We start from the raw sequence: 18,603 nt of genomic DNA, 5'->3' as shown, positions 1-18,603 counted from the left end.
GAGTGAAGAGACGCTGACCAGGCGCGAGGAACTCGCCACCCGGCTAGAGCAGGTGCGCGCCACCATCGCCGAGGCCGCCGCCCATGCGGGTCGCGAGGCCGCCGAGATTCAGTTGCTGCCAGTGACGAAGTTTCATCCCGTCTCCGATGTGGCGCTGCTGCAGGAGCTCGGAGTCACAGCGGTGGGGGAGAATCGGGACCAAGAGGCCAAAGAAAAGAAGGAAGCCCTGCCGGAGATGTCCTTTCATATGATCGGGCAGATCCAATCCAAGAAGGCCAACTCGATCGCCCGCTGGGCAGACTGGGTGCACTCCGTGGATTCGGTGGCCATCGCCGAGAAGCTGGATCGCGGAATGGAGCTGGCCATCGAGCGTGGCCAGCGCCAGGAGGACGCGGTGCTGCACTGCCTTGTGCAGCTCTCCGCCGATGGCGATAGCGCGCGCGGCGGCACCGGACTGGACCAGCTGGCAGAGATCGTCGAGACGCTCGAATCACAGCCCCGCACCCGCTGTGGCGGGTTCATGTGTGTGCCGCCGCTCGACGCCGATCCGCGCGACGTTTTTGCGCGCGGCGCCGCGGTCGTGCAGCGTTGGTCGGAGCAGCTAGGGCGGCGCTTGGACTACTCGGCAGGCATGAGCGCGGACATGGTGCATGCAATTGAGGCGGGATCGACATTTGTGCGTGTCGGAACGGATATCCTCGGCCCGCGGCCAGTAGTCTAACGATAGAAATTACGCGGTTGTGAGCCTCGCGCACTCTTGGTTACACCCCAATTGACCAGCACAATCCCTCCACATAGATCTAAGAAGAGGAACACCACACGATGTCGAGCTTGAACAAGTTCAAAGAGTATTTCGGACTCGGCCCCATCGCCGATGACATGGATGACGCCTACTACGGCGACGAGGCCGGCTACCAGGAGCGCGGCTACGCCGAGCGCCCCTATGGTGAGGATCGCTACAGCGAGCGCTACGGCCGTCGCTACGAGGAGCCGAGCCGGGAATCCGAGGGCTACTACGAGCGGGATCGTGACCGTGACCGCTCCTACGCCTGCGCCATCGTGCCCGTGGAGATCTCCAGCTACACCGAAGCCGCGCGCATTGGCGAGCCCTTCCGTGATGGCGATGCCGTGGTGTTCGATATCAGCCGCATGAATAGCGAGGACGCCCATCGCGTGGTGGACTTCGCCGCCGGCCTGGGCTTTGCACTGCGCGGCACCATGAAGAAGGTTGCGCCGCGTGTCTTCGCTCTCATCCCGGACGGGGCACACGTTTCCACCACCCAGTTGGAGCGCACCGCCCGCGTCTAATACGCCGGCCGCCCCCACGATCTTTTTACGCCCACCGACGCTCCTCTTTTCGTCGGTGGGCGTCGTACTAGCAGCAGTGTGCAGCACCTGCGTCCCGCTGAGCGCCGCGCCTGGAGTATGACGTTCGCTACACTCCGCGGCGACTGCTCGGCCCACGCAGGGCGAGAAATATTGTTCCTCGACACGTGAGATACGTTAGGCTCTACACCCGTGACTACAGCTTTTATGATTCTGCTTTGGGCGATCCGCATCTTCCGCTATGTGCTCATCGCCCGCATCCTGATTGAGATGGTGGTGTCGTTCTCGCGCAGCTTCTCCCCGCCGCGCTGGTTCTACTACATCGCCGAGCCCATCTTCATGGTCACCGACCCGCCCGTGAAGGCCCTGCGCAGGATGATCCCCTCGGTACGCATGGGCGGAGTGGCCCTGGACGTTTCCGTGCTGGTGCTGTTCATCGGCCTCATCCTGCTGGAGTACATCGTCATCGCCATCTATAGCGCCGCGTTCGTGTAATTTGTGCAATTCTCGACGGTGTCACCTCCCACCCCGTACACTCGGGATATCAGCTTCACTGCCGTGAGGCTGCGGCCCGGTATACGGGGTGATGTTCTGTGTAGAGCATGAGAAATCGGATACTACGATGTGGCTAGCGGGGGTAACCCGCGGGCAGAGTCCTCGCGGACTCGGCAGCAAATTGCGTAGACATCCGAAATCAAACCCGTATATTGTGTTAAGGTGCAGTGCACCTTGAGGGAATCTGCGTAAGATAACGTAATAAGAGAAAAACGTAGAAATATAGATTCGACGGAGGCAGATCCCCCGTCGGTCGCGAAAAATTTTCAAAGCTGCGAAAGAGTGTCTAAGCATCTTGTGCGACGCCGGAGCGGCTGAGAGAATTTTTAAGATAGAGAAACTAACGCGAAGGGAATCGTCAATGCCGCTGACTCCAGCCGACGTGCACAATGTTGCCTTTAGCAAGCCGCCGATCGGCAAGCGAGGCTACGCTGAGGATGAGGTTGACCAGTTCCTCGATCTCGTCGAAGACACTCTTGGTCAACTCCAAGACGACAACGATGCACTGCGTGCCCAGGTAGAGGAGCTCCAGTCGGAGCTCGACTCCGCCGACACCGTGCGCGGTGGCGCAGTTGCTGCCAGCCCGGCGGTCAACGAGACCGAGCTGCGCAAGCGCATCGAGAAGGAGCTCGCCACCAAGTACGAGTCCCAACTCGCAGAAGCCAAGAAGCAGGCCGAGTCTGCCCGCAAGGAGGCCGAGGAGGCCCGCAAGGCAGCAGCTCAGGCCCGCGACAACGCTGGCGCTCAGCAGCAGCCGCAGCAGCCGGTCTCCGTGGCCGCTGCCGCAGATGATCAGAACGCGTCCCCCGAGACCCACATGCAGGCCGCTCGCGTCCTGGGTCTGGCTCAGGAGATGGCCGATCGTCTCACCAACGACGCCCGCAACGAGTCTCAGTCCATGCTGGACGAAGCCCGCGCGACCGCCGAGAAGACCATCAACGAGGCCAACGAGACCTCTCGCCGCACCCTGGGCACCGCCAAGGACCAGGCCGCAAAGACCATTGCGGAAGCCAACGAGAAGTCCGAGCGCATGCTCTCCGACGCCAAGCAGCGTTCCGAGACCATGATCCACGACGCCACCGCGCAGTCCGATGCTAAGGTCAAGCAGGCCGAGCAGAAGGCCTCCAGCCTGCAGACCGAGGCCGACCGCAAGTACAGCGAGACCATGGCCACCATGAAGCAGCAGCAGAGCGTCTACGAGAACCGTATCGACGAGCTGCGCGTCTTCGAGCGCGAGTACCGCACCCGCCTGAAGAACCTGCTGGAGACCAAGCTGCAGGAGCTGGATACCACTACCACCTCGGCTCCGAACCCCCACAACGGTTCGAATAACTAGCAGCACGTTTTTTAGCCACAGGCCCCACGCACCGATGTGTGTGGGGCCTTCGGCATGCACGCTTATCGACGCCACCCTGAAGGCTGGTGGGGCCGAAGAGACGCTGGGAACCTGGGGGAGAGGTTCAGCCTGAGCAAGGATTCAGCCAGAACGAACCCCAGCGCATCGGGGTGCAGGAGAAGATCACCGTCATTGATGTCTCCCGAGACGTCACAGCGGGGACTAGTCCAGTTGATCAGTAGCGACGCTGCCCGCCGCGGCCACCACACCGTCCGTGCGGGCGGTTTTTCCCTGCAGAGCACACACAAGGCGGTGCTGAGGAGTGTATGAGCCTGGGCAGGCGGAGAGTATAGGCGGCACGGGGCGAGGGCATGCCTCAACGCTGGCTCAGCTACAAGGACGCGGTGGCGCGGCGCAGGTGGGCGTGGCGGACACAGGGGCAGTCGGGGTGGCGTCGTAAAGCAAAAAACAGCCCCTCACCCTCTACAATCCTGGCTATGATGCTTCTCGCTATCGTGCTCGCCCTCGCAAGTTTCTTTCTGCTTGTTCTCACTGTGCAGACCGAGGAGATCATCTTCGCTTATCTTCTCATCGCCACCTCCATCGCCGGCATCGCGGTATGGGGAATCGATACATGGCGCTACGCGCGGCGAAAGCGATAGCCATGCTCGCGCGGCGGCAGGCGAAGAAACCGAACTATCGCTGAAGGAGAATTCTCCGATATACTTGCCCGGGAGCATCACAAACGAGGGGTAAACACCCCGTGACGCAACACAAGGCATTGATCCGGCAATCACCGGGGAGCCGCTGGAAGAACACCGCCACGGCGGCAAGTAGAACCAGCCGACGAGGGTCGATAATCCTTACACAAGACAAACGAAGAGGCGCGCACCCTCCTGGGGTGCACGCAAATAGGGTGGTACCGCGGGTATCCAGGGCAGACATGCTCAGGGAAACTCGTCCCTAGGCGAATAACACCACACGCATAACTGCCCAGAATTGTCTTTGTAAGGAGCCCACATGACCACAGGCGAAAGCTCATCGAAGAGCAACGTAGGCGGAGTCTATCCCCGCGTAGACATGAGCGGCGGAAGCAGCCGATTCCCCGACATGGAAAAGAACGTTCTCGACTACTGGAAGAACGATCGCACCTTCCACGCCTCCGTTGAACAACGCGAAGGCGCCAAAGAATTCGTCTTCTACGACGGACCTCCCTTCGCCAATGGCCTGCCGCACTACGGCCACCTCCTGACCGGCTACGTCAAAGACATCGTGCCCCGCTTCCAAACGATGAAGGGTAAGAAAGTCGATCGCGTCTTCGGCTGGGACTGCCACGGCCTGCCCGCCGAGCTGGAAGCAGAGAAGCAGCTCGGAATCACCGACAAAGGTGAGATCGAAGACATGGGTTTGGCGAAATTTAACGAATACTGCGGCACCTCCGTGCTGCAGTACACCGAAGAGTGGAAAGAATACGTCACCCGCCAGGCTCGCTGGGTGGACTTTGACAACGGCTACAAGACGATGGATCTGAACTACATGGAATCCATCATGTGGGCGTTTAAAACTCTCTACGAGAAGGGCCTGATCTATCAAGGTTTCCGCGTGCTGCCCTACTCATGGGCCGAGCACACCCCGCTGTCTAACCAGGAAACCCGCCTCGACGACAGCTACAAAATGCGCCAAGACCCCACCCTGACGGTGACCTTCCCCATCACCGCAGCCAACGGTGACGCCAACCCCGAGCTCGTGGGCACCCAGGCTCTTGCATGGACCACCACGCCGTGGACCCTGCCATCCAACCTGGCGCTCGCGGTCCACCCCGATGTCACCTACGTGCGGGTGCGCGTCGGCGACGACGGACTGGAAGAATTCCGCGGCGCGGACTTCCTGATCGCCGAAAACCTGCTGGGGCAGTACACCAAGGAGCTCGGCGAGAATCACGAGATCGTCTCCACCCACCCCGGAAACGAACTCGTTGGCCTGAGCTATGAGCCGATCTTCCCGCACTTCAAGGATCACCCCAACGCCTTCCAGATCCTTGCCGCCGAGTATGTGACCACCGAAGACGGTACAGGCATCGTTCACCAGGCCCCCGCCTTCGGTGAAGACGACATGAATACCTGCTCGGCCAACGGCATCGACGTGGTCATCCCCGTCGACATGGACGGCAAGTTCACCAACGCTGTGCCCGAATACGAGGGACAGCTGGTCTTTGATGCGAACAAGCACATCATCAAGGACCTCAAGGCCGCCAAACGCGTCCTGCGCCACCAGACCATCGAGCACTCCTACCCGCACTCCTGGCGCTCTGGAGAGCCTCTGATCTACATGGCGCTGCCCTCCTGGTTCATCGAGGTCACCAAAATCCGCGACCGGATGGTGGAACTCAACCACGACCAGATCCGCTGGGTTCCGGAGCACATTCGCGACGGCCAATTCGGCAAATGGCTGGAAGGCGCACGCGACTGGAACATCTCCCGCAACCGCTACTGGGGCTCGCCCATCCCAGTGTGGGTCTCCGACAACGACGAGTACCCGCGCGTCGATGTCTACGGCTCCCTCGACGAGCTTGAACGCGATTTCGGGACGCGACCGACGTCTCTGCACCGCCCCTACATCGACGAGCTGACCCGACCCAACCCGGACGATCCGACCGGGCAATCCACCATGCGGCGCGTACCAGAAGTACTTGACTGCTGGTTCGAGTCCGGCTCCATGCCCTTCGCCCAGAAGCACTACCCCTTCGAGAACAAAGAGTGGTTCGATACCCACAACCCGGCCGACTTCATCGTCGAATACTCGGGTCAGTCGCGTGGTTGGTTCTACACCATGCACGTCATCGCTACTGCGCTGTGGGACAAGGCCGGTTACTCCAACGTGGTTGCTCACGGCATCGTGTTGGGTAATGACGGGCTGAAGATGTCCAAGTCCAAGGGCAACTATCCCAATGTGAACGAGGTATTCGACCGGGACGGCTCCGACGCCATGCGCTGGTTCCTCATGTCCTCACCCATTCTGCGTGGCGGTAACCTCATCGTGACCGAGCAGGGAATCCGCGAGGGCGTGCGTCAAGCACTGCTTCCGATGTGGAATGCCTACAGCTTCTTGCAGCTGTACAGCTCCACCCCGGCGCACTTCGATACCAGCTCGACGAATGTGCTGGACCGCTACATCTTGGCTAAGACCGGTGATCTCGTCGAGGCCGTAGACAAGGCCCTCGATGACCTGGACATTGCTACTGCCTGCGATGAGGTGCGGTGGTTCTGTGATGCTCTGACCAACTGGTACGTGCGTCGCTCTCGTGACCGTTTCTGGGCAGGCGACCAGGAATTCCCGGAGGCGTTCAACACCCTCTACACCGTGCTCGAAACTCTCACGCGTGTGGCCGCCCCGTTGCTGCCGATGGCTACTGAGGTGATTTACCGCGGTTTGACCGGTGAGCGTTCGGTGCACCTGACTGACTTCCCGGACGCGTCGCAGTTCCCGCGTGACGAGAAGCTTGTTCAGGCAATGGACGAGGTGCGCATGGTGGTATCGGCTACTTCCTCGGTGCGTAAGTCGCACAAGCTGCGTAACCGCCTGCCTTTGCCGAAACTCACTGTGGCTGTGCCGCACGCAGAGCGCCTTGAGCCTTTCGCGGACATCATTCGTGATGAGGTGAACGTGAAGGAGGTTGAGCTCACTGACGATGTGGATGCCGTCGGCCGATTCGAGGTGGTGGTGAACGCCCGCGTCGCTGGTCCGCGCCTGGGCAAGGATGTGCAAAAAGCCATCAAGGCGGTCAAGGCTGGCAACTACTCTCGTTCCGGCGACACCGTGGTCGCCGATGGCGTCGAGCTGCAGCAGGGCGAGTTCACCGAGAAGCTAGTTGCGGACAACCCCGAGTCCACCAACCAGATTGCCGGTATGGAGGGCCTCGTTGTGCTCGACATGACCCTCACCGAGGATTTGGAGGCCGAGGGTTGGGCCAACGATGTTATCCGCGGTATCCAGGATGCTCGTAAGGCCGCCGAGTTTGAGGTGTCCGATCGAATCACTGCCGTGTTGTCGGTTCCGGAAGACAAGCTGGAGTGGGCGACTAAGCACAAGGACACCATCGCTGGTGAGGTTCTGTGTACGGATCTGTCCATCATTGACGATGCTCTCGAGGATGGCCATCCTGTTCTCGACGGGGTGTATGTCTCTGTGAAGAAGAACTAGGCATAGTAGCCGCCCGTGTCACCAAGCCCCGCTTCGGCGGGGTTTGTTGCGTTTACAGGGCGGCTTAGCTGGCATAGCGCCATTCCGTGGTCTCCTCTGCGTGCAGGCGCTGGGGCCATGCTTGCTGTCGGATACGTGCCCCCGCTGAGCGCTGGGCGTCGGGGGAGTCGTTGAAGGTGATGGTGGGGGTGGGGCGCGTGGCTGTCGCGGGGTAGGTCACGCCCACACGGCCCGTACGGGGATCTCGTACCGCGTGGGTTTTGTGTGGGTTGCTGCGCGAATCGTCGTTATCGCTGTGGTGTTCGGGGCAGAGCAGGGTGAGATTCGGGAGCTCGGTTTTTCCTCCGTCCTTCCACGCGAGCAGGTGGTGGACCTGGCAGCGGCTCGCTGGTTCGTTACAGTCTGGGTGCGAGCACACCAATTCGGAGGCGAGCAGCGCTATGCGGTCGCGGAAGCTGGCAAGGCGTTCCACCTTGTGCACAGACAGTGCTTGGCCTGTCTCTGGGTCGTGGACACACACGAAGCCATATTTCTGCTCCGCTACCTTGAGTACGTCTGCCGGGCTCAGACTCACGCCGGTGTCGGTGGGGAAGCTAACGTTGGCGGCTCGATAGTCCTCGATATCGAAGTCTTTCGCTGAGATGGAGATGCCAAAGACCCCCTTGTTCTGGTGCGAACCGATGGCTGAGTCGAAGGCGTCGGCCATGACCTGGTTGAGGCTGCGGGCATCATCTTTGTCGCGGGTGGTGCGCAGATGTTTGTCCATGTGGGAATGCAACTTGGCGCAGGTGCGTGGAGGCAGGTACCCGTGAATACGCTGCCCGCCGTGTTTATCGGGCTTGGACACGGTGAAGAAACGGTTGCGTTCGGCGTGCTCTTTATCGGGGTCGAGGGTGTCGTTGAGCGAGGCCACTTTTTCGCGGAGGAAGGAGCGGGTGGCATTGAAGCTATGGCTGGCGGCGTAGTCGATGGCCTCAGCACGCAAGGTTTCGGTTTGCAGGGAGTTGTGTGCCATGAGGTTGAGCAGCTGCTTATCAATGAGGGTGCGTTTTTCTGCGCCAATGTGCTGGGTGAGTAGTTTCTTGCGAGAGATGGCGCGCAAATCGGTGGCGAGACCCACATCTGCCTTGACCTCGGCGTCGAGAGCTGGATCGGTTTCCGCCGCTTCGATGCGGGCATCTTTCACGGGACTGTACAGCCGGCTCGCTTCGCCTATAGCCGCAGTAATTTTTCTACCTGACCAGCCCAGATGCTCACGCAGAACGCGACGGGGCTTATTGGTCCCAGCGACGTGGGTGAGATTTTCTTTGCCGGCGAGATGGCAGAGCAAAATGTCTAAATGCGCTTGTACAGCCTTGTGTTTTTCCAGCTCCACGAGCGCCGGCAAACTCTCGGCAAGGCTCAGGGTTCCACCCTGGTCGAAGTCAAAAAGTTCGACGAGTTCCTCATACGCATCGCCGATGACGCGAATGAGCTGGTGACAGCGTTGTACAGACATGACGGTCTTCTCCTAGAGGCGGTAGTTCTTGGGGTGTAGCCGAAGACTAGCGACCTCAGGCGATCTTGGCTTGGCAGAAAGCCTGATACGCGGTGCGTCTGTGAAATACTCAGCTTTGTTCCGGGGTTATGCACAACTGGGGCGTACTGTCTCGCCCAGAACGACGGTGTGGAACTAGACTGCGATGTTTGGTCACTCTCCTGTGCGGGTACATCGCCAGGAGACGTCGTCGATAAGCGCATGAGAAAGATCTGGGAAACTCGAAGGTATGAGACGTTGGGTGCTGCACATCGACATGGATGCGTTTTATGCATCCTGTGAGCAGCTGACACGGCCCACGCTGCGCGGCCGGCCCGTGCTCGTAGGCGGGGTGCACGGGCGCGGTGTGGTGGCCGGGGCATCCTATGAAGCGCGCACGTTTGGCGCGCACTCGGCCATGCCAATGTTTCAAGCGAAAGCCATGGTGGGCTTCGGGGCAGTGGTCGTGCAGCCGCGCCGGGCCGTGTACAAGGCAGCATCGGCGCGGGTATTCGAGATCGTGGCCCGGCGGGCCGGCGTTATTGAACAGCTCTCCATCGATGAAGCTTTTCTCGAACCCCACGAGATACAAGGCGAGGAACCTCACGTTGTGAAAGCCTGGGCCGAAGAGCTGCGCGAAGAAATTCGCGAAGAAACAGGCCTGCCCGCCTCGATTGGGGCCGGCAGCGGTAAGCAATTCGCGAAAATCGGCTCAGGTGAGGCGAAACCGGATGGCGTCTTCGTGGTTGCCCAAGAAGAGGAATCAGCCATGTTCCATCCCCTGGACGTGGGCAAACTCTGGGGGATCGGTCCTGTCTCCGCATCCAAGCTGCGGGCGCTCGGGGTGGAAACGATCGGTGACTTCGCGGCACTCAGCGAAGAAGAAGTGGTGATAAGTCTCGGCCGTAAAACCGGCCTCGAATTGTGGAATCTTGCGCGCGGACACGATCACCGCTTAGTAAAACCGCGCGCGATTGCGAAACAAATCTCTCAAGAGCACACGTATCCGCTGGATCTTGTCACAGTCAATGATGTGGACGCTGCAGTGGAGCGCGCCGCAAGTGGAGCACACCGACGGCTACTCCAGGATGGCCGCGGCGCCCGTACGGTCACAGTGAAATTGCGTATGGCGGACTTTCACATCGAGTCCCGCTCGCACACGCTGAACTATGCCACCGATGATTTCGACACTTTGCACGCGGTGGCCAAGAAAATGGTGCGCTACCCAGATGAACTCGGGCCGATCAGGCTCGTGGGAGTGTCTTTTTCCGGCCTGGAAGCTGCACGCCAAAACGTCATGTTTCCAGAACTTGATCAGCGGGTCCTGCCGCCCGCGAAGTTTGACGATACGGAGGTGGGCGTTCGGGATAGTTCTCCAGAGCCCGCTCATGACGGCGAAGAATCCCCAGAGCCAGAGCCGGACAGCCCCACCTGGACCGCCACCCAGGACGTGGTACACCCCGAGTACGGTCACGGCTGGGTACAGGGCTCTGGACACGGAATCGTGTCGGTGCGTTTTGAAACTCGCACGACAACGCGTGGACGTACGCGAAGTTTCGCCGTAGATGACCCGGATCTTCAGCCCGCCGATCCACTGGCCTCCCTAGAGTGGGAGGAGTGGTTGGCCAGGTATGAAGAGGAGATGGATTAACTAGAACAGCGTCGCGGGGTGAACGCCGGTGGCAATAGCGGCAGCAAGAAGAATGCGGGCCTGAGCTGCGCGGAAGTAGTGGGATCCCAGGGCTCCCTTTTGGAGCAGGGTGGCGCCGCCGCCGGCGCCGCCGTAGGAGCCGTGCACGTCGCCGCGGGGAACGCGGGTGGTGATCACCACGGGTGTGCCGGCGTCGAGGGCTTCGCCGACGGCGATGGCGAGTTCTCGGCCGACGTTGCCTGCCCCCATGGCTTCAATGACGAGGCCGTCGGCTCCGTTGTCGAGGGCGGCGTCGACAAGCGTGCGTGGCGCGCCGGGATATGCGGCGATGATATCGACGGTGACGTCAGCCAGGGGCGCGTCGGGCAGAGGCTCGGCACGAGTGGGCTCTTCGGGGGCGTTGGTGGCGAAGGCGAGGTTGTCGCTGGTGTGCCATTTGGTGGCGCCGCGTGCGGGGATGACGGCGTGGCCGAACACGATAATGACGCCGATGCCGCGGGCGCTGGAGTCCATGGCGATCACGACGGACTCGAAGAGGTTGCCGACCCCATCGGAGTCGGGGTGGTCGAAGCTGCGTTGGGCGCCGGTGAAGACCACGGGTCGGGGATCATCGTGGAAGGTGTCGACGGCAACGGCGGTTTCTTCCATGGAGTCGGTGCCGTGGGTGACGACGACACCGGTCACCGTGGGGTCGTCGAGGGCGTCGTGGACGGCGGCGATGATGGCGTCGACGTCGGCGAGGGTCATCGCGGAGGAATCGAGGCGGTCCAGTTCCCGCACCTCGAGCGCCAGCTGTGTGTCCTCGAAGCGTTGGGCGACCGGTTCCAGCAGCTCGGCTCCGCTCACTGTGGGCAAGAGCACTCCGTCGCGATCGGTTGTGCAGGCGATCGTTCCGCCCGTGGTAATCACAACAATTTTGGCAGCTGGGGTGGTGGCGTGCTCCGCAGTGGTATCGGTCTCGTTAGTCATGCATATAGCGTGCCACACCGCCGCCGCGCCGCGGGCGGAAACGCCTCGATAGCCCGCTGCCGCGCTACTCCGAACAGCGACCGTGGCTCTTCTCGTACGCCCGCACGCGCCATTCGGCGCTTATCGACGCCGTCCAGGATGTGTCCATTCGCGTTGGCCCGTGTAGAATCCAAGTACTAGATTTTCCGCCCGAGACCTGCATGAAGCGGCTCTAAGCTGCCGCTGAGAAGGGACTGAGATGGCTGTGTCATCTCGTGATCTGCGGTCACTGATGGTGCCCGCGATCGTGGTTCCTCCCCGTGTGGACGCGCCAGCGCCACGCTGAGTGGCGCTGGGTGGACAATCACAAAATTGACCTACACAGTCAAGGACTGAGGAGAGTAGTGAAACTTTACAAGGCACGTGCACTCGCACTAGTCACCGCCGCATCGCTGGTGCTGGCAGGGTGCGGCTCTGAGGACAGCGATTCCAAGGAGTCTGAGACCAGCTCCAGCACCAGCTCCTCGACCGCCGCTGTCGAACTTCCCACCCTGGAAGAACTCAACGGCGTTCTGGCCCGGGCCACCGATCCGAACCTGCCCATCGAGGAGCGCGTGCTCACCGTACAAAACGGTGACCAGGCCCCCGAGCTGTTCGACGTCATGACCCGCTCCAAGCAAGAGTCCGGCGCCAACTTCCAAGTGGTGGACCCGATCCTGCCCGGCTGGACCCCCGATAGCGTGATGGCCACCATCCACTTCACCCTCCCGGATCGCGAGCCGCAGATCGCTGAGGGCGTGGAGTTCGTCAACGAAGACGGCCACTGGAAGGTCTCCCAAGACTGGGCCTGCACCGTGGTCAACAGCACCGTCGCCCCAGAGGAAGTTCCCGCATTCTGCAAGGAGCTCCCCGCCCCGGCACCGGTGCCCGAGGACAACGCCCCCGAGGGCGAAGCACCCGCTCCTGAAGGCGAGGTTCCTCCCGCACCCGAGGGCGAGGCACCGCCCGCACCGGAAGGCGCCCCCGCCCCGCAATAAGCAGACACGGCGAGCGCATCGCCGGACAGCACATGGCCCATCTCCCCGCAGCGGGAGGATGGGCCCTTTTTGTGCGCTCTATTCGCGATGCGGCGCGGGAATATCAATCACGCGCTGCTGCCACCGCCGCTTGATCCACCGATCGTGGGTGGCCAGCAGCAGCACCCCCTCATAGCCGTCCAGCGCCTCCTCGAGCTCCTCGGCCAAGGTGAGGGAAATATGGTTGGTGGGCTCATCCAACAGCAAAATATCCGGTGGATCCGCCAACACGATCGCCAACGCTACCCGGCGGCGCTGCCCCAACGACAGCTTTTCAATCGGGCGCCTGGCGGCTTCCTCACTGAGCAAACCCAGCTCGGTGAGAGAGGCCGCGCCCTTGGGTGCGTGATCGGCGTAAATGTCATTGGCGCTGCGGAAGGGATCGTCCCAGTCGGTGTCCTGCTGCATCCAGCCGACGCGAAGGTCATCGCCGATAATCAAACTGGGGTTTTCGTCATCGGTGGTATTCGCGATCGCTTCCAGCAGGGACGACTTTCCGGCGCCGTTCGGGCCGGTGATGAGAACGTGGTCTCCATGGCGAATCTTTGCCGATAAGGCGTGTTCCATGCGGCTAGGAACGGTGAAATTACGAAAAATGAGTGCGTAGTCCGAGCCAGTGGTGGTGAGAAAGTGCTCCGGCAAACCAGCAAATTCGAGCCGCTTCGGCGGCGCGGGGATCTCCCGCCGCTCGAGAGCGTCGAGGCGATTGCGTGCGGTACGTATGCGCTGCCCGTGCACTTTGGCTGCCTTGTCGGCGTAGTACTTGGCGGAGGAGCGGGTTTCTGTTTTGGAGTCCTGGCGGGCAAAAAGATCGGTTTCGCTTACTTGCACCCCGGCTTCGAGACGGGAGCGTTCTGCTTCCTGGATTCGGTAGTCGTGTTCCCAGCGGGCGCGAAGTTCTTTGCGATAGGCGAGGTATTCGGAAAAACTTCCGCCAAACACCACGCCTTGTGCGAGATTTTCACCTTCGCCGCCCTCCGGCCCGAGGGAATGATCGAGATCGACGATATGGGTGGCGACTTTGTCCAATACCCAGCGGTCATGGCTGGCCATCAGCACGGGCCCGTCGAAGGAACGGAGTTCGTCGATGAGGAAGTCGCAGGCGAGATCGTCGAGGTGGTTGGTGGGCTCGTCCAGGATGAGCGCGTCGACGGGCCGGAGCAGTAGCGCGGCGAGGGCGAGGCGGCGGCGTTGCCCGCCGGAGACGGAGCCTATGGGGGCGTCGAGATCAACTTTGGCCAGTCCTAAGCCGGCGAGGACTTCTGCGATACGGGCGTCGAGGGTCCAGACTTGGTGGCGTTCGGCCGCGGCGAGCAGGGTGTCGAAGCGTTGGGCGAGCTCGGCGGAGTCGGGGTGGGTGGCGAGTTCTTCGGAGACGCTGATGATGTCGCGCTCGATGGCTTTGAGCTCGCCGATCGCGTCGGAGATGATCGAGCGCAGGGGAGCGGTGGGCGGCCACGATACTTCTTGGGTGAGGTAGCCGGTTTTGGTGGGGGTGATGATTGCTCCCACATCGGGTTCGAGGGTGCCGCTGATGAGCTGCATGAGCGTTGATTTCCCGGCACCGTTTTCGCCGATGAGTCCGGCTACCGCGCCGGCGCCGACGGCGAAGGACACATCGGTGAGAACGCGGTGTGCCCCATAGGAAAAGCTGACACCGTCGACGGCAATATGGATGTGTTTAGACATGGGCTGCTCCTCATCGGCGGGTGATGGTGTCGGCCTCACAGCGGGCAGGCGCGTTGGGGCGTCGCCGGCGTGCGGGCTGGGCGCGCGGCGACTGCTGTAGTGGGGTGACACCCAGTGTTCTATGGGGAAGAATACTCCACTGCGCTGGTGAGATCTTGAATCACGGCTTGTTGGTCTTCGCGTGCCGCATCGGCGGCGTAGACCAGTCGGGTGGTCACTGCCATGCGGCCGGTGTTTCGGACGCTACTGTCGAGGTTCACTGTGAGTTCGCCTGTGGAGGTTGATTCCGTGGAGACGACCTCTAGTTCGGGGTGGTCCTCGCCGGCGCTGAGCGCCCCGAGGGTGGAGCGGCGTTGAATCTCGGCGCTGAGTGTGGCGGTGGTGCCCTCGTGGGAGTCGAGGGTGTAGGTGATGGTTTGGAGCATGGAGTTTTCGCCCGGTACCCGGCTGTCCACGGTCCACTGGGCGCCGTCGCCGAGGGGCTCCTCGGGGAACACCACGGAAAGCGATAGCCAGGTGAAGACCGCGGATTCCACCATGGAGCGGGCCTCGTCGGATGCCTCCTTCGGGGCGGCGAGACGCACCGAGTTCGCTATTCCACGATCGCTGCGGTCGACCACGATCCGGAATCCTTCGGCGCTGGCGAGGGTGTCGTTGAGGGACAGATCCGTTGAGGTGGGGGCTCCTAGTGCGAGTTCGAGTCGGCCGCTATCGCCGTCGATGTGGCCGGTGAGCGGCAGGGTGAGGCTGGTGACATCGCCGCCGGCGGGGGCCTGAGGTTCGACCTCGTTAAGGGCTGCGATTTGTTGGCTAAAACCGTCGTAGGCCACCACCGATAGTTCCTCTTCTGGGCTGTCCGCAGTCGCGGTGTAGCGAAGTTCGGTGGCAGAATCCTGCGCCCCGGCATCGATGACGGTGACCTTGGGGGAATCCAGCTGCAACTCCACCGCATTATCGCTGTCTACAGCGGCGGTGTCGGTGGCGGAATCCTCAGCGGAGCATCCTGCTAAGCCCACGGCGCCAACTGCGCACAGGGCGATGACGCTGCGGGATAAACGACGAGGGCGGTGGCTGCGGCACGGGGGTGTCATAACCGATGATTCTAGTGAGACTGCATGGGCTGGTTAGTGCGGGGGCCAGTGTGCAGCGGTGTGGAGGTAGGCGTCGATAAGCGCGGCGGAAGGCGCGGCAGTTCTGTTCTGCGCGGGGAGTAAGGCAATATTGATGGCGTGGAAACAAAGAAGAGGAGCGCATTGAGAGTGCTGGTCCCGATCATCGTGGTGATCGCGGTGCTGGACCAGGTGATTAAACAAGCCATTCTGCACACCATCGACCCCCTCAATCCTGTGTCAGTCATCGGCGATTGGGCGCGTCTTGTACTGGTGTTTAATTCCGGTGCGGCGTTTTCTATGGGAGAAGATCACACCTGGGTATTCACCACGGTGCAGTTGGTGTTTGTTCTCGGCGCGCTCTACTTCGGTCGCACAATGGTGCACCGTCCTCAGCTCATCGGAGTCGCTCTCATCGCGGGCGGTGCCCTAGGCAACCTCATCGATCGGCTTTTTCGCGCGCCTGGCTTTTTCGTCGGCCATGTCGTGGACTACATCTCCATTGGCAGTTTCGCCGTATTCAACTTGGCGGATTCCGCGATCACCATTGGGGTCGTCGTGGTGATTGTGTCGCTGTTTTTTGAACCCGAGCCAACGAAGGAGACAGCATGAGTTCTGAGCAGTTTCGCCGCATGCCGGTCCCCGATGGTTTGGCGGGAATGCGCGTCGATCAAGGCCTATCCAAGGTATTGGGGATTTCTCGGTCGGCCGCCGCGGATATTGTGGCGAAGGGCGATGCGCTTATCGACGGTCAGCCGGTGCGAAAATCCGATCGGCTCGCTGTCGACGCGCTGCTCGAGGTCACCCTGCCCGGGCCGAACCAGGATCTCATCCCTAAAGAGGAACTGATCGAGGGCATGGAGGTGCTGTATTCCGACGAGCACGTCATTGCCATCAATAAGCCGGTCGGTGTGGCCGCGCATCCCACGATCGGTTGGGAGGGTCCCACCGTGGTCGGCGGGCTAAAGGCCGCGGGCTTTAGCATCGCCACCTCGGGGCCGCCGGAGCGCCAGGGCATCGTGCAGCGGCTCGATGTGGGAACCTCGGGAGTGATGGTGGTGGCCGTATCCGAGCTCGCCTACTCGGTGCTCAAGCGCGCCTTCAAGGAGCGCACGGTGACCAAGACGTATCACGCTCTCATCCAGGGCCACCCCGATCCGCTCGAGGGCACGATCGATGCCCCCATTGGCCGCCACCCCTCCGCAGGATGGCGCTTCGCGGTAACACGCGACGGCAAGCCGAGTGTCACCCACTACGAGACTCTCGAGGCCTTCGCCGAGGCATCCTTGCTCGATATTCACCTAGAGACCGGGCGCACCCACCAGATTCGCGTGCACTTTTCCAGTTTGCACCATCCCTGTGTGGGCGATCCCATGTACGGTTCGGATCCGGCGCTCGCGGAAAGGCTCGGCCTCAACCGGCAGTGGCTGCATGCCGTGTCATTAACGTTTGATCATCCTGCCACGGGCAAAAAGATGACGATTACGAGCGACTACCCAGAGGATCTTGCGCGAGCGCTCGATACTCTTCGGGAAAGTTAGCCGATACACCATGATGGGTACGCCATGTCTGATGTGAACCACGCCTCGATGCTGCGCTATGTCCTCATTGCTATGGGCGTGGCGCTACTAACCATTGCCGTGGTCTTCACGGCCGGCCGGGTCTACACCGGCGAGCGCCCTGCGAGCTCGAATGGAGACATGCTGGGGCGAGAAACAGGCGAATCTATCGATCACTATGCCGAGCGCGCCGCGGCGACAGTCTCGGGGCTCGACAGTAAAGAGCCGGCCTTCGCTTTGGTGACCTTCGACGCGCCTGTGTCGGTGACCCGGGCGGCGCGCATCGCCGATGAGTTGGATGTGCCCCGGGTCTCGGCGGTGGTGCTCAACATGTCCTCGCCGGTGGTGGTGCCGGAGCCTTCGGCCGCCGCGGATAGGCGTGCGGTATTTGCCACGGCGCTGCGCCACGATTTGGCCGCCCAGTTTTTGCTTGACGACGCCGAGTCCACACCGATCGAAGGACTGGTGATTTGGGCTCCTACCCGCACCATCAAGACACTCAGTTTGAACGAGGACGTCGCCTACCTAGAGGCACTGCCTAATGACGCCGCGTGGGGGCGTTTCGGAATCATGCCGGTCCACCGCGCTGATTTCGAGACAATCCAGCAGGTCCCGGCCACCACGCAGCAGACCCCGGCGTTCTAAAGCCGGCCGGGCGCTGCCGCTAGGAGTTCTGGCGTCGATTCTGGGATCGGCGGTGTACTCCGTGCGCCGCGATATCGACGATGAAGATCGTGACTGAGATCCAGATAATGATGAAGCCGATCCAGCGCACCTGATCGAGGTGCTCGTGGGTGACAAAGAGCGCCCAGAGCATCTGAATGGTGGGGGTGATGTATTGCAGCATGCCCACCGTGGAGAGCGGGATGCGCTGTGCCGCCATGCCGAAAAGCAAAAGCGGCAGCGCCGTGACCGCGCCGGAGGATGCGAGCAGCCCCATGTGCCCGATCCCGGTGGAGAGGAATGTGCCCTGGCCGCTGGTCTCGAGCCAGATGAGGTAGAGCAGGGCGAAGGGCAGCAGCACGATAGTTTCGGCCGCAAGCGAGGCGCTCGGGCGTAGCGGCACCCGCTTTTTAAGCAGACCGTAGATCGCGAAGCTAAAAGCCAGGGTGAGGCCGATGAGTGGTGGGGTGGAGCTGAACAGCAGCAGGAGCGCGACCGCGATGGCGGCGATTATCACCGACACGGTCTGTAGTGGGCGCAGTCTTTCGCGTAAAAACACCAATCCGAGCACCACAGCCACGAGGGGATTGATGAAGTATCCCAGTGCGGCTTCGGCAACATGGTCGGTGGTTACCGCAATAACGTAGACGAGCCAGTTGATCGCGATCACCACCGCGGCGGCGGCCACAGTCATCCACGTGCGGCTGCTGGCGCGCCAGAGTTCTTTCCACGCCCCTGTGATATTGATAACGATTACCATCACTACGGCGGTCCACACGATGCGGTGCGCCAGGATCTCGAAGGGGCTCGCGGGGTCGAGCAGAGGAAAATAGGCGGGAAAAAGTCCCCACAGCAAATAAGCAAGAACGCCGTAGACCATGCTAGATACCTTAGGCCCTCGGCCTGGGGCGGGATTCATTGCTGTAGGGCAGCGTCGATAAGTGCATAGTGGGGAGGAAGAAGGGGCGCGCCACG

16 protein-coding genes are annotated in these 18,603 nt (G+C 61.5%); 11 read left to right on the top strand and 5 right to left on the bottom strand.

The window, feature by feature from the left end; translation table 11 throughout:
- Positions 1-13 precede the first annotated feature (13 nt).
- From KR227_RS04385 to ileS, 6 genes are all read left to right on the top strand, one after another.
- Positions 14-721, top strand: a complete 708-nt coding sequence (locus KR227_RS04385; RefSeq protein ID WP_218364353.1) for a YggS family pyridoxal phosphate-dependent enzyme — start codon at positions 14-16, stop codon at positions 719-721.
- A gap of 101 nt (positions 722-822) precedes the next feature.
- Positions 823-1,308, top strand: coding sequence for a cell division protein SepF (locus KR227_RS04380; RefSeq protein ID WP_151530353.1), 486 nt, complete (start codon positions 823-825; stop codon positions 1,306-1,308).
- 210 nt (positions 1,309-1,518) lie between these two features.
- Positions 1,519-1,821, top strand: coding sequence for a YggT family protein (locus KR227_RS04375; protein WP_151530352.1), 303 nt, complete (start codon positions 1,519-1,521; stop codon positions 1,819-1,821).
- A 421-nt stretch (positions 1,822-2,242) separates the two neighbouring features.
- Positions 2,243-3,217, top strand: a complete 975-nt coding sequence (locus KR227_RS04370) for a DivIVA domain-containing protein (RefSeq protein WP_218363935.1) — start codon at positions 2,243-2,245, stop codon at positions 3,215-3,217.
- Between the two features lie 497 nt (positions 3,218-3,714).
- Positions 3,715-3,879 carry a hypothetical protein gene (locus KR227_RS04365; RefSeq protein WP_192795949.1) on the top strand — a complete coding sequence of 55 codons (165 nt, stop codon included), beginning with the start codon at positions 3,715-3,717 and terminating at the stop codon, positions 3,877-3,879.
- Positions 3,880-4,237: 358 nt separating this feature from the next.
- Entirely contained in the window at positions 4,238-7,417 is a 3,180-nt protein-coding gene (ileS, locus tag KR227_RS04360) for an isoleucine--tRNA ligase (RefSeq protein WP_218363933.1), read from the top strand.
- A 64-nt stretch (positions 7,418-7,481) separates the two neighbouring features.
- On the opposite strand, the gene KR227_RS04355 is transcribed toward ileS, so the two are convergent.
- Entirely contained in the window at positions 7,482-8,915 is a 1,434-nt protein-coding gene (locus tag KR227_RS04355) for an HNH endonuclease signature motif containing protein (protein ID WP_218363931.1), read from the bottom strand.
- Between the two features lie 268 nt (positions 8,916-9,183).
- Here KR227_RS04355 and KR227_RS04350 point away from each other — a divergent pair, with 268 nt between their 5' ends.
- Entirely contained in the window at positions 9,184-10,584 is a 1,401-nt protein-coding gene (locus tag KR227_RS04350; protein WP_218363929.1) for a DNA polymerase IV, read from the top strand.
- On the opposite strand, the gene KR227_RS04345 is transcribed toward KR227_RS04350, so the two are convergent.
- Complete coding sequence (locus tag KR227_RS04345; protein ID WP_218363927.1) at positions 10,585-11,553, bottom strand: asparaginase; 969 nt, start codon at positions 11,551-11,553, stop codon at positions 10,585-10,587.
- 383 nt (positions 11,554-11,936) lie between these two features.
- Between KR227_RS04345 and KR227_RS04340 the strand changes: the two genes are divergently transcribed.
- The gene (locus tag KR227_RS04340) at positions 11,937-12,569 is read left to right on the top strand and encodes a hypothetical protein (RefSeq protein ID WP_218363925.1); all 633 of its coding nucleotides are present in this window, start codon (positions 11,937-11,939) and stop codon (positions 12,567-12,569) included.
- Between the two features lie 78 nt (positions 12,570-12,647).
- Here KR227_RS04340 and KR227_RS04335 read toward each other — a convergent pair whose 3' ends face one another.
- Both KR227_RS04335 and KR227_RS04330 read right to left on the bottom strand, forming a co-directional pair.
- The gene (locus KR227_RS04335) at positions 12,648-14,297 is read right to left on the bottom strand and encodes an ABC-F family ATP-binding cassette domain-containing protein (protein ID WP_218363923.1); all 1,650 of its coding nucleotides are present in this window, start codon (positions 14,295-14,297) and stop codon (positions 12,648-12,650) included.
- 119 nt (positions 14,298-14,416) lie between these two features.
- Positions 14,417-15,388 carry a hypothetical protein gene (locus KR227_RS04330; protein WP_218363921.1) on the bottom strand — a complete coding sequence of 324 codons (972 nt, stop codon included), beginning with the start codon at positions 15,386-15,388 and terminating at the stop codon, positions 14,417-14,419.
- 138 nt (positions 15,389-15,526) lie between these two features.
- Between KR227_RS04330 and lspA the strand changes: the two genes are divergently transcribed.
- Genes lspA through KR227_RS04315 form a run of 3 tightly spaced genes read left to right on the top strand, consistent with a single transcriptional unit; the run spans position 15,527 to position 17,610 of the window.
- A complete protein-coding gene (lspA, locus tag KR227_RS04325; RefSeq protein ID WP_370625162.1) occupies positions 15,527-16,018 on the top strand; it encodes a signal peptidase II in 492 nt (163 codons plus the stop codon).
- Positions 16,015-16,947: an RluA family pseudouridine synthase gene (locus KR227_RS04320; RefSeq protein ID WP_218363916.1), complete on the top strand. Its 933-nt coding sequence runs from the start codon at positions 16,015-16,017 to the stop codon at positions 16,945-16,947. The genes lspA and KR227_RS04320 overlap by 4 nt, the downstream gene beginning before the upstream one ends.
- Before the next feature lie 24 nt (positions 16,948-16,971).
- Positions 16,972-17,610 carry a hypothetical protein gene (locus KR227_RS04315; protein ID WP_218363914.1) on the top strand — a complete coding sequence of 213 codons (639 nt, stop codon included), beginning with the start codon at positions 16,972-16,974 and terminating at the stop codon, positions 17,608-17,610.
- A 19-nt stretch (positions 17,611-17,629) separates the two neighbouring features.
- Here KR227_RS04315 and rarD read toward each other — a convergent pair whose 3' ends face one another.
- A complete protein-coding gene (gene rarD, locus KR227_RS04310; RefSeq protein WP_218363912.1) occupies positions 17,630-18,508 on the bottom strand; it encodes an EamA family transporter RarD in 879 nt (292 codons plus the stop codon).
- Between the last annotated feature and the right edge of the window lie 95 nt (positions 18,509-18,603).

The sequence above is a fragment of the Corynebacterium sp. TAE3-ERU30 genome (assembly GCF_019209925.1).
In the GTDB taxonomy this organism is placed as follows: Bacteria; Actinomycetota; Actinomycetes; order Mycobacteriales; family Mycobacteriaceae; genus Corynebacterium; species Corynebacterium megadyptis.
The sequence above is the reverse complement of the archived record's forward strand: the minus strand, read 5'-3'. Positions and strand labels throughout refer to the sequence as shown.

Excerpts from the sequence above, each read along its gene's own strand:
- KR227_RS04320 (WP_218363916.1), top strand. The coding sequence starts at position 16,015 with ATGAGTTCTGAGCAGTTTCGCCGCATGCCGGTCCCCGATGGTTTGGCG.
- KR227_RS04350 (WP_218363929.1), top strand. The coding sequence starts at position 9,184 with ATGAGACGTTGGGTGCTGCACATCGACATGGATGCGTTTTATGCATCC.
- KR227_RS04380 (WP_151530353.1), top strand. The coding sequence starts at position 823 with ATGTCGAGCTTGAACAAGTTCAAAGAGTATTTCGGACTCGGCCCCATC.
- KR227_RS04330 (WP_218363921.1), bottom strand. The coding sequence starts at position 15,388 with ATGACACCCCCGTGCCGCAGCCACCGCCCTCGTCGTTTATCCCGCAGC.
- KR227_RS04365 (WP_192795949.1), top strand. The coding sequence starts at position 3,715 with ATGATGCTTCTCGCTATCGTGCTCGCCCTCGCAAGTTTCTTTCTGCTT.
- KR227_RS04370 (WP_218363935.1), top strand. The coding sequence starts at position 2,243 with ATGCCGCTGACTCCAGCCGACGTGCACAATGTTGCCTTTAGCAAGCCG.
- KR227_RS04315 (WP_218363914.1), top strand. The coding sequence starts at position 16,972 with ATGTCTGATGTGAACCACGCCTCGATGCTGCGCTATGTCCTCATTGCT.
- KR227_RS04345 (WP_218363927.1), bottom strand. The coding sequence starts at position 11,553 with ATGACTAACGAGACCGATACCACTGCGGAGCACGCCACCACCCCAGCT.
- KR227_RS04335 (WP_218363923.1), bottom strand. The coding sequence starts at position 14,297 with ATGTCTAAACACATCCATATTGCCGTCGACGGTGTCAGCTTTTCCTAT.
- ileS (WP_218363933.1), top strand. The coding sequence starts at position 4,238 with ATGACCACAGGCGAAAGCTCATCGAAGAGCAACGTAGGCGGAGTCTAT.
- rarD (WP_218363912.1), bottom strand. The coding sequence starts at position 18,508 with ATGGTCTACGGCGTTCTTGCTTATTTGCTGTGGGGACTTTTTCCCGCC.
- KR227_RS04355 (WP_218363931.1), bottom strand. The coding sequence starts at position 8,915 with ATGTCTGTACAACGCTGTCACCAGCTCATTCGCGTCATCGGCGATGCG.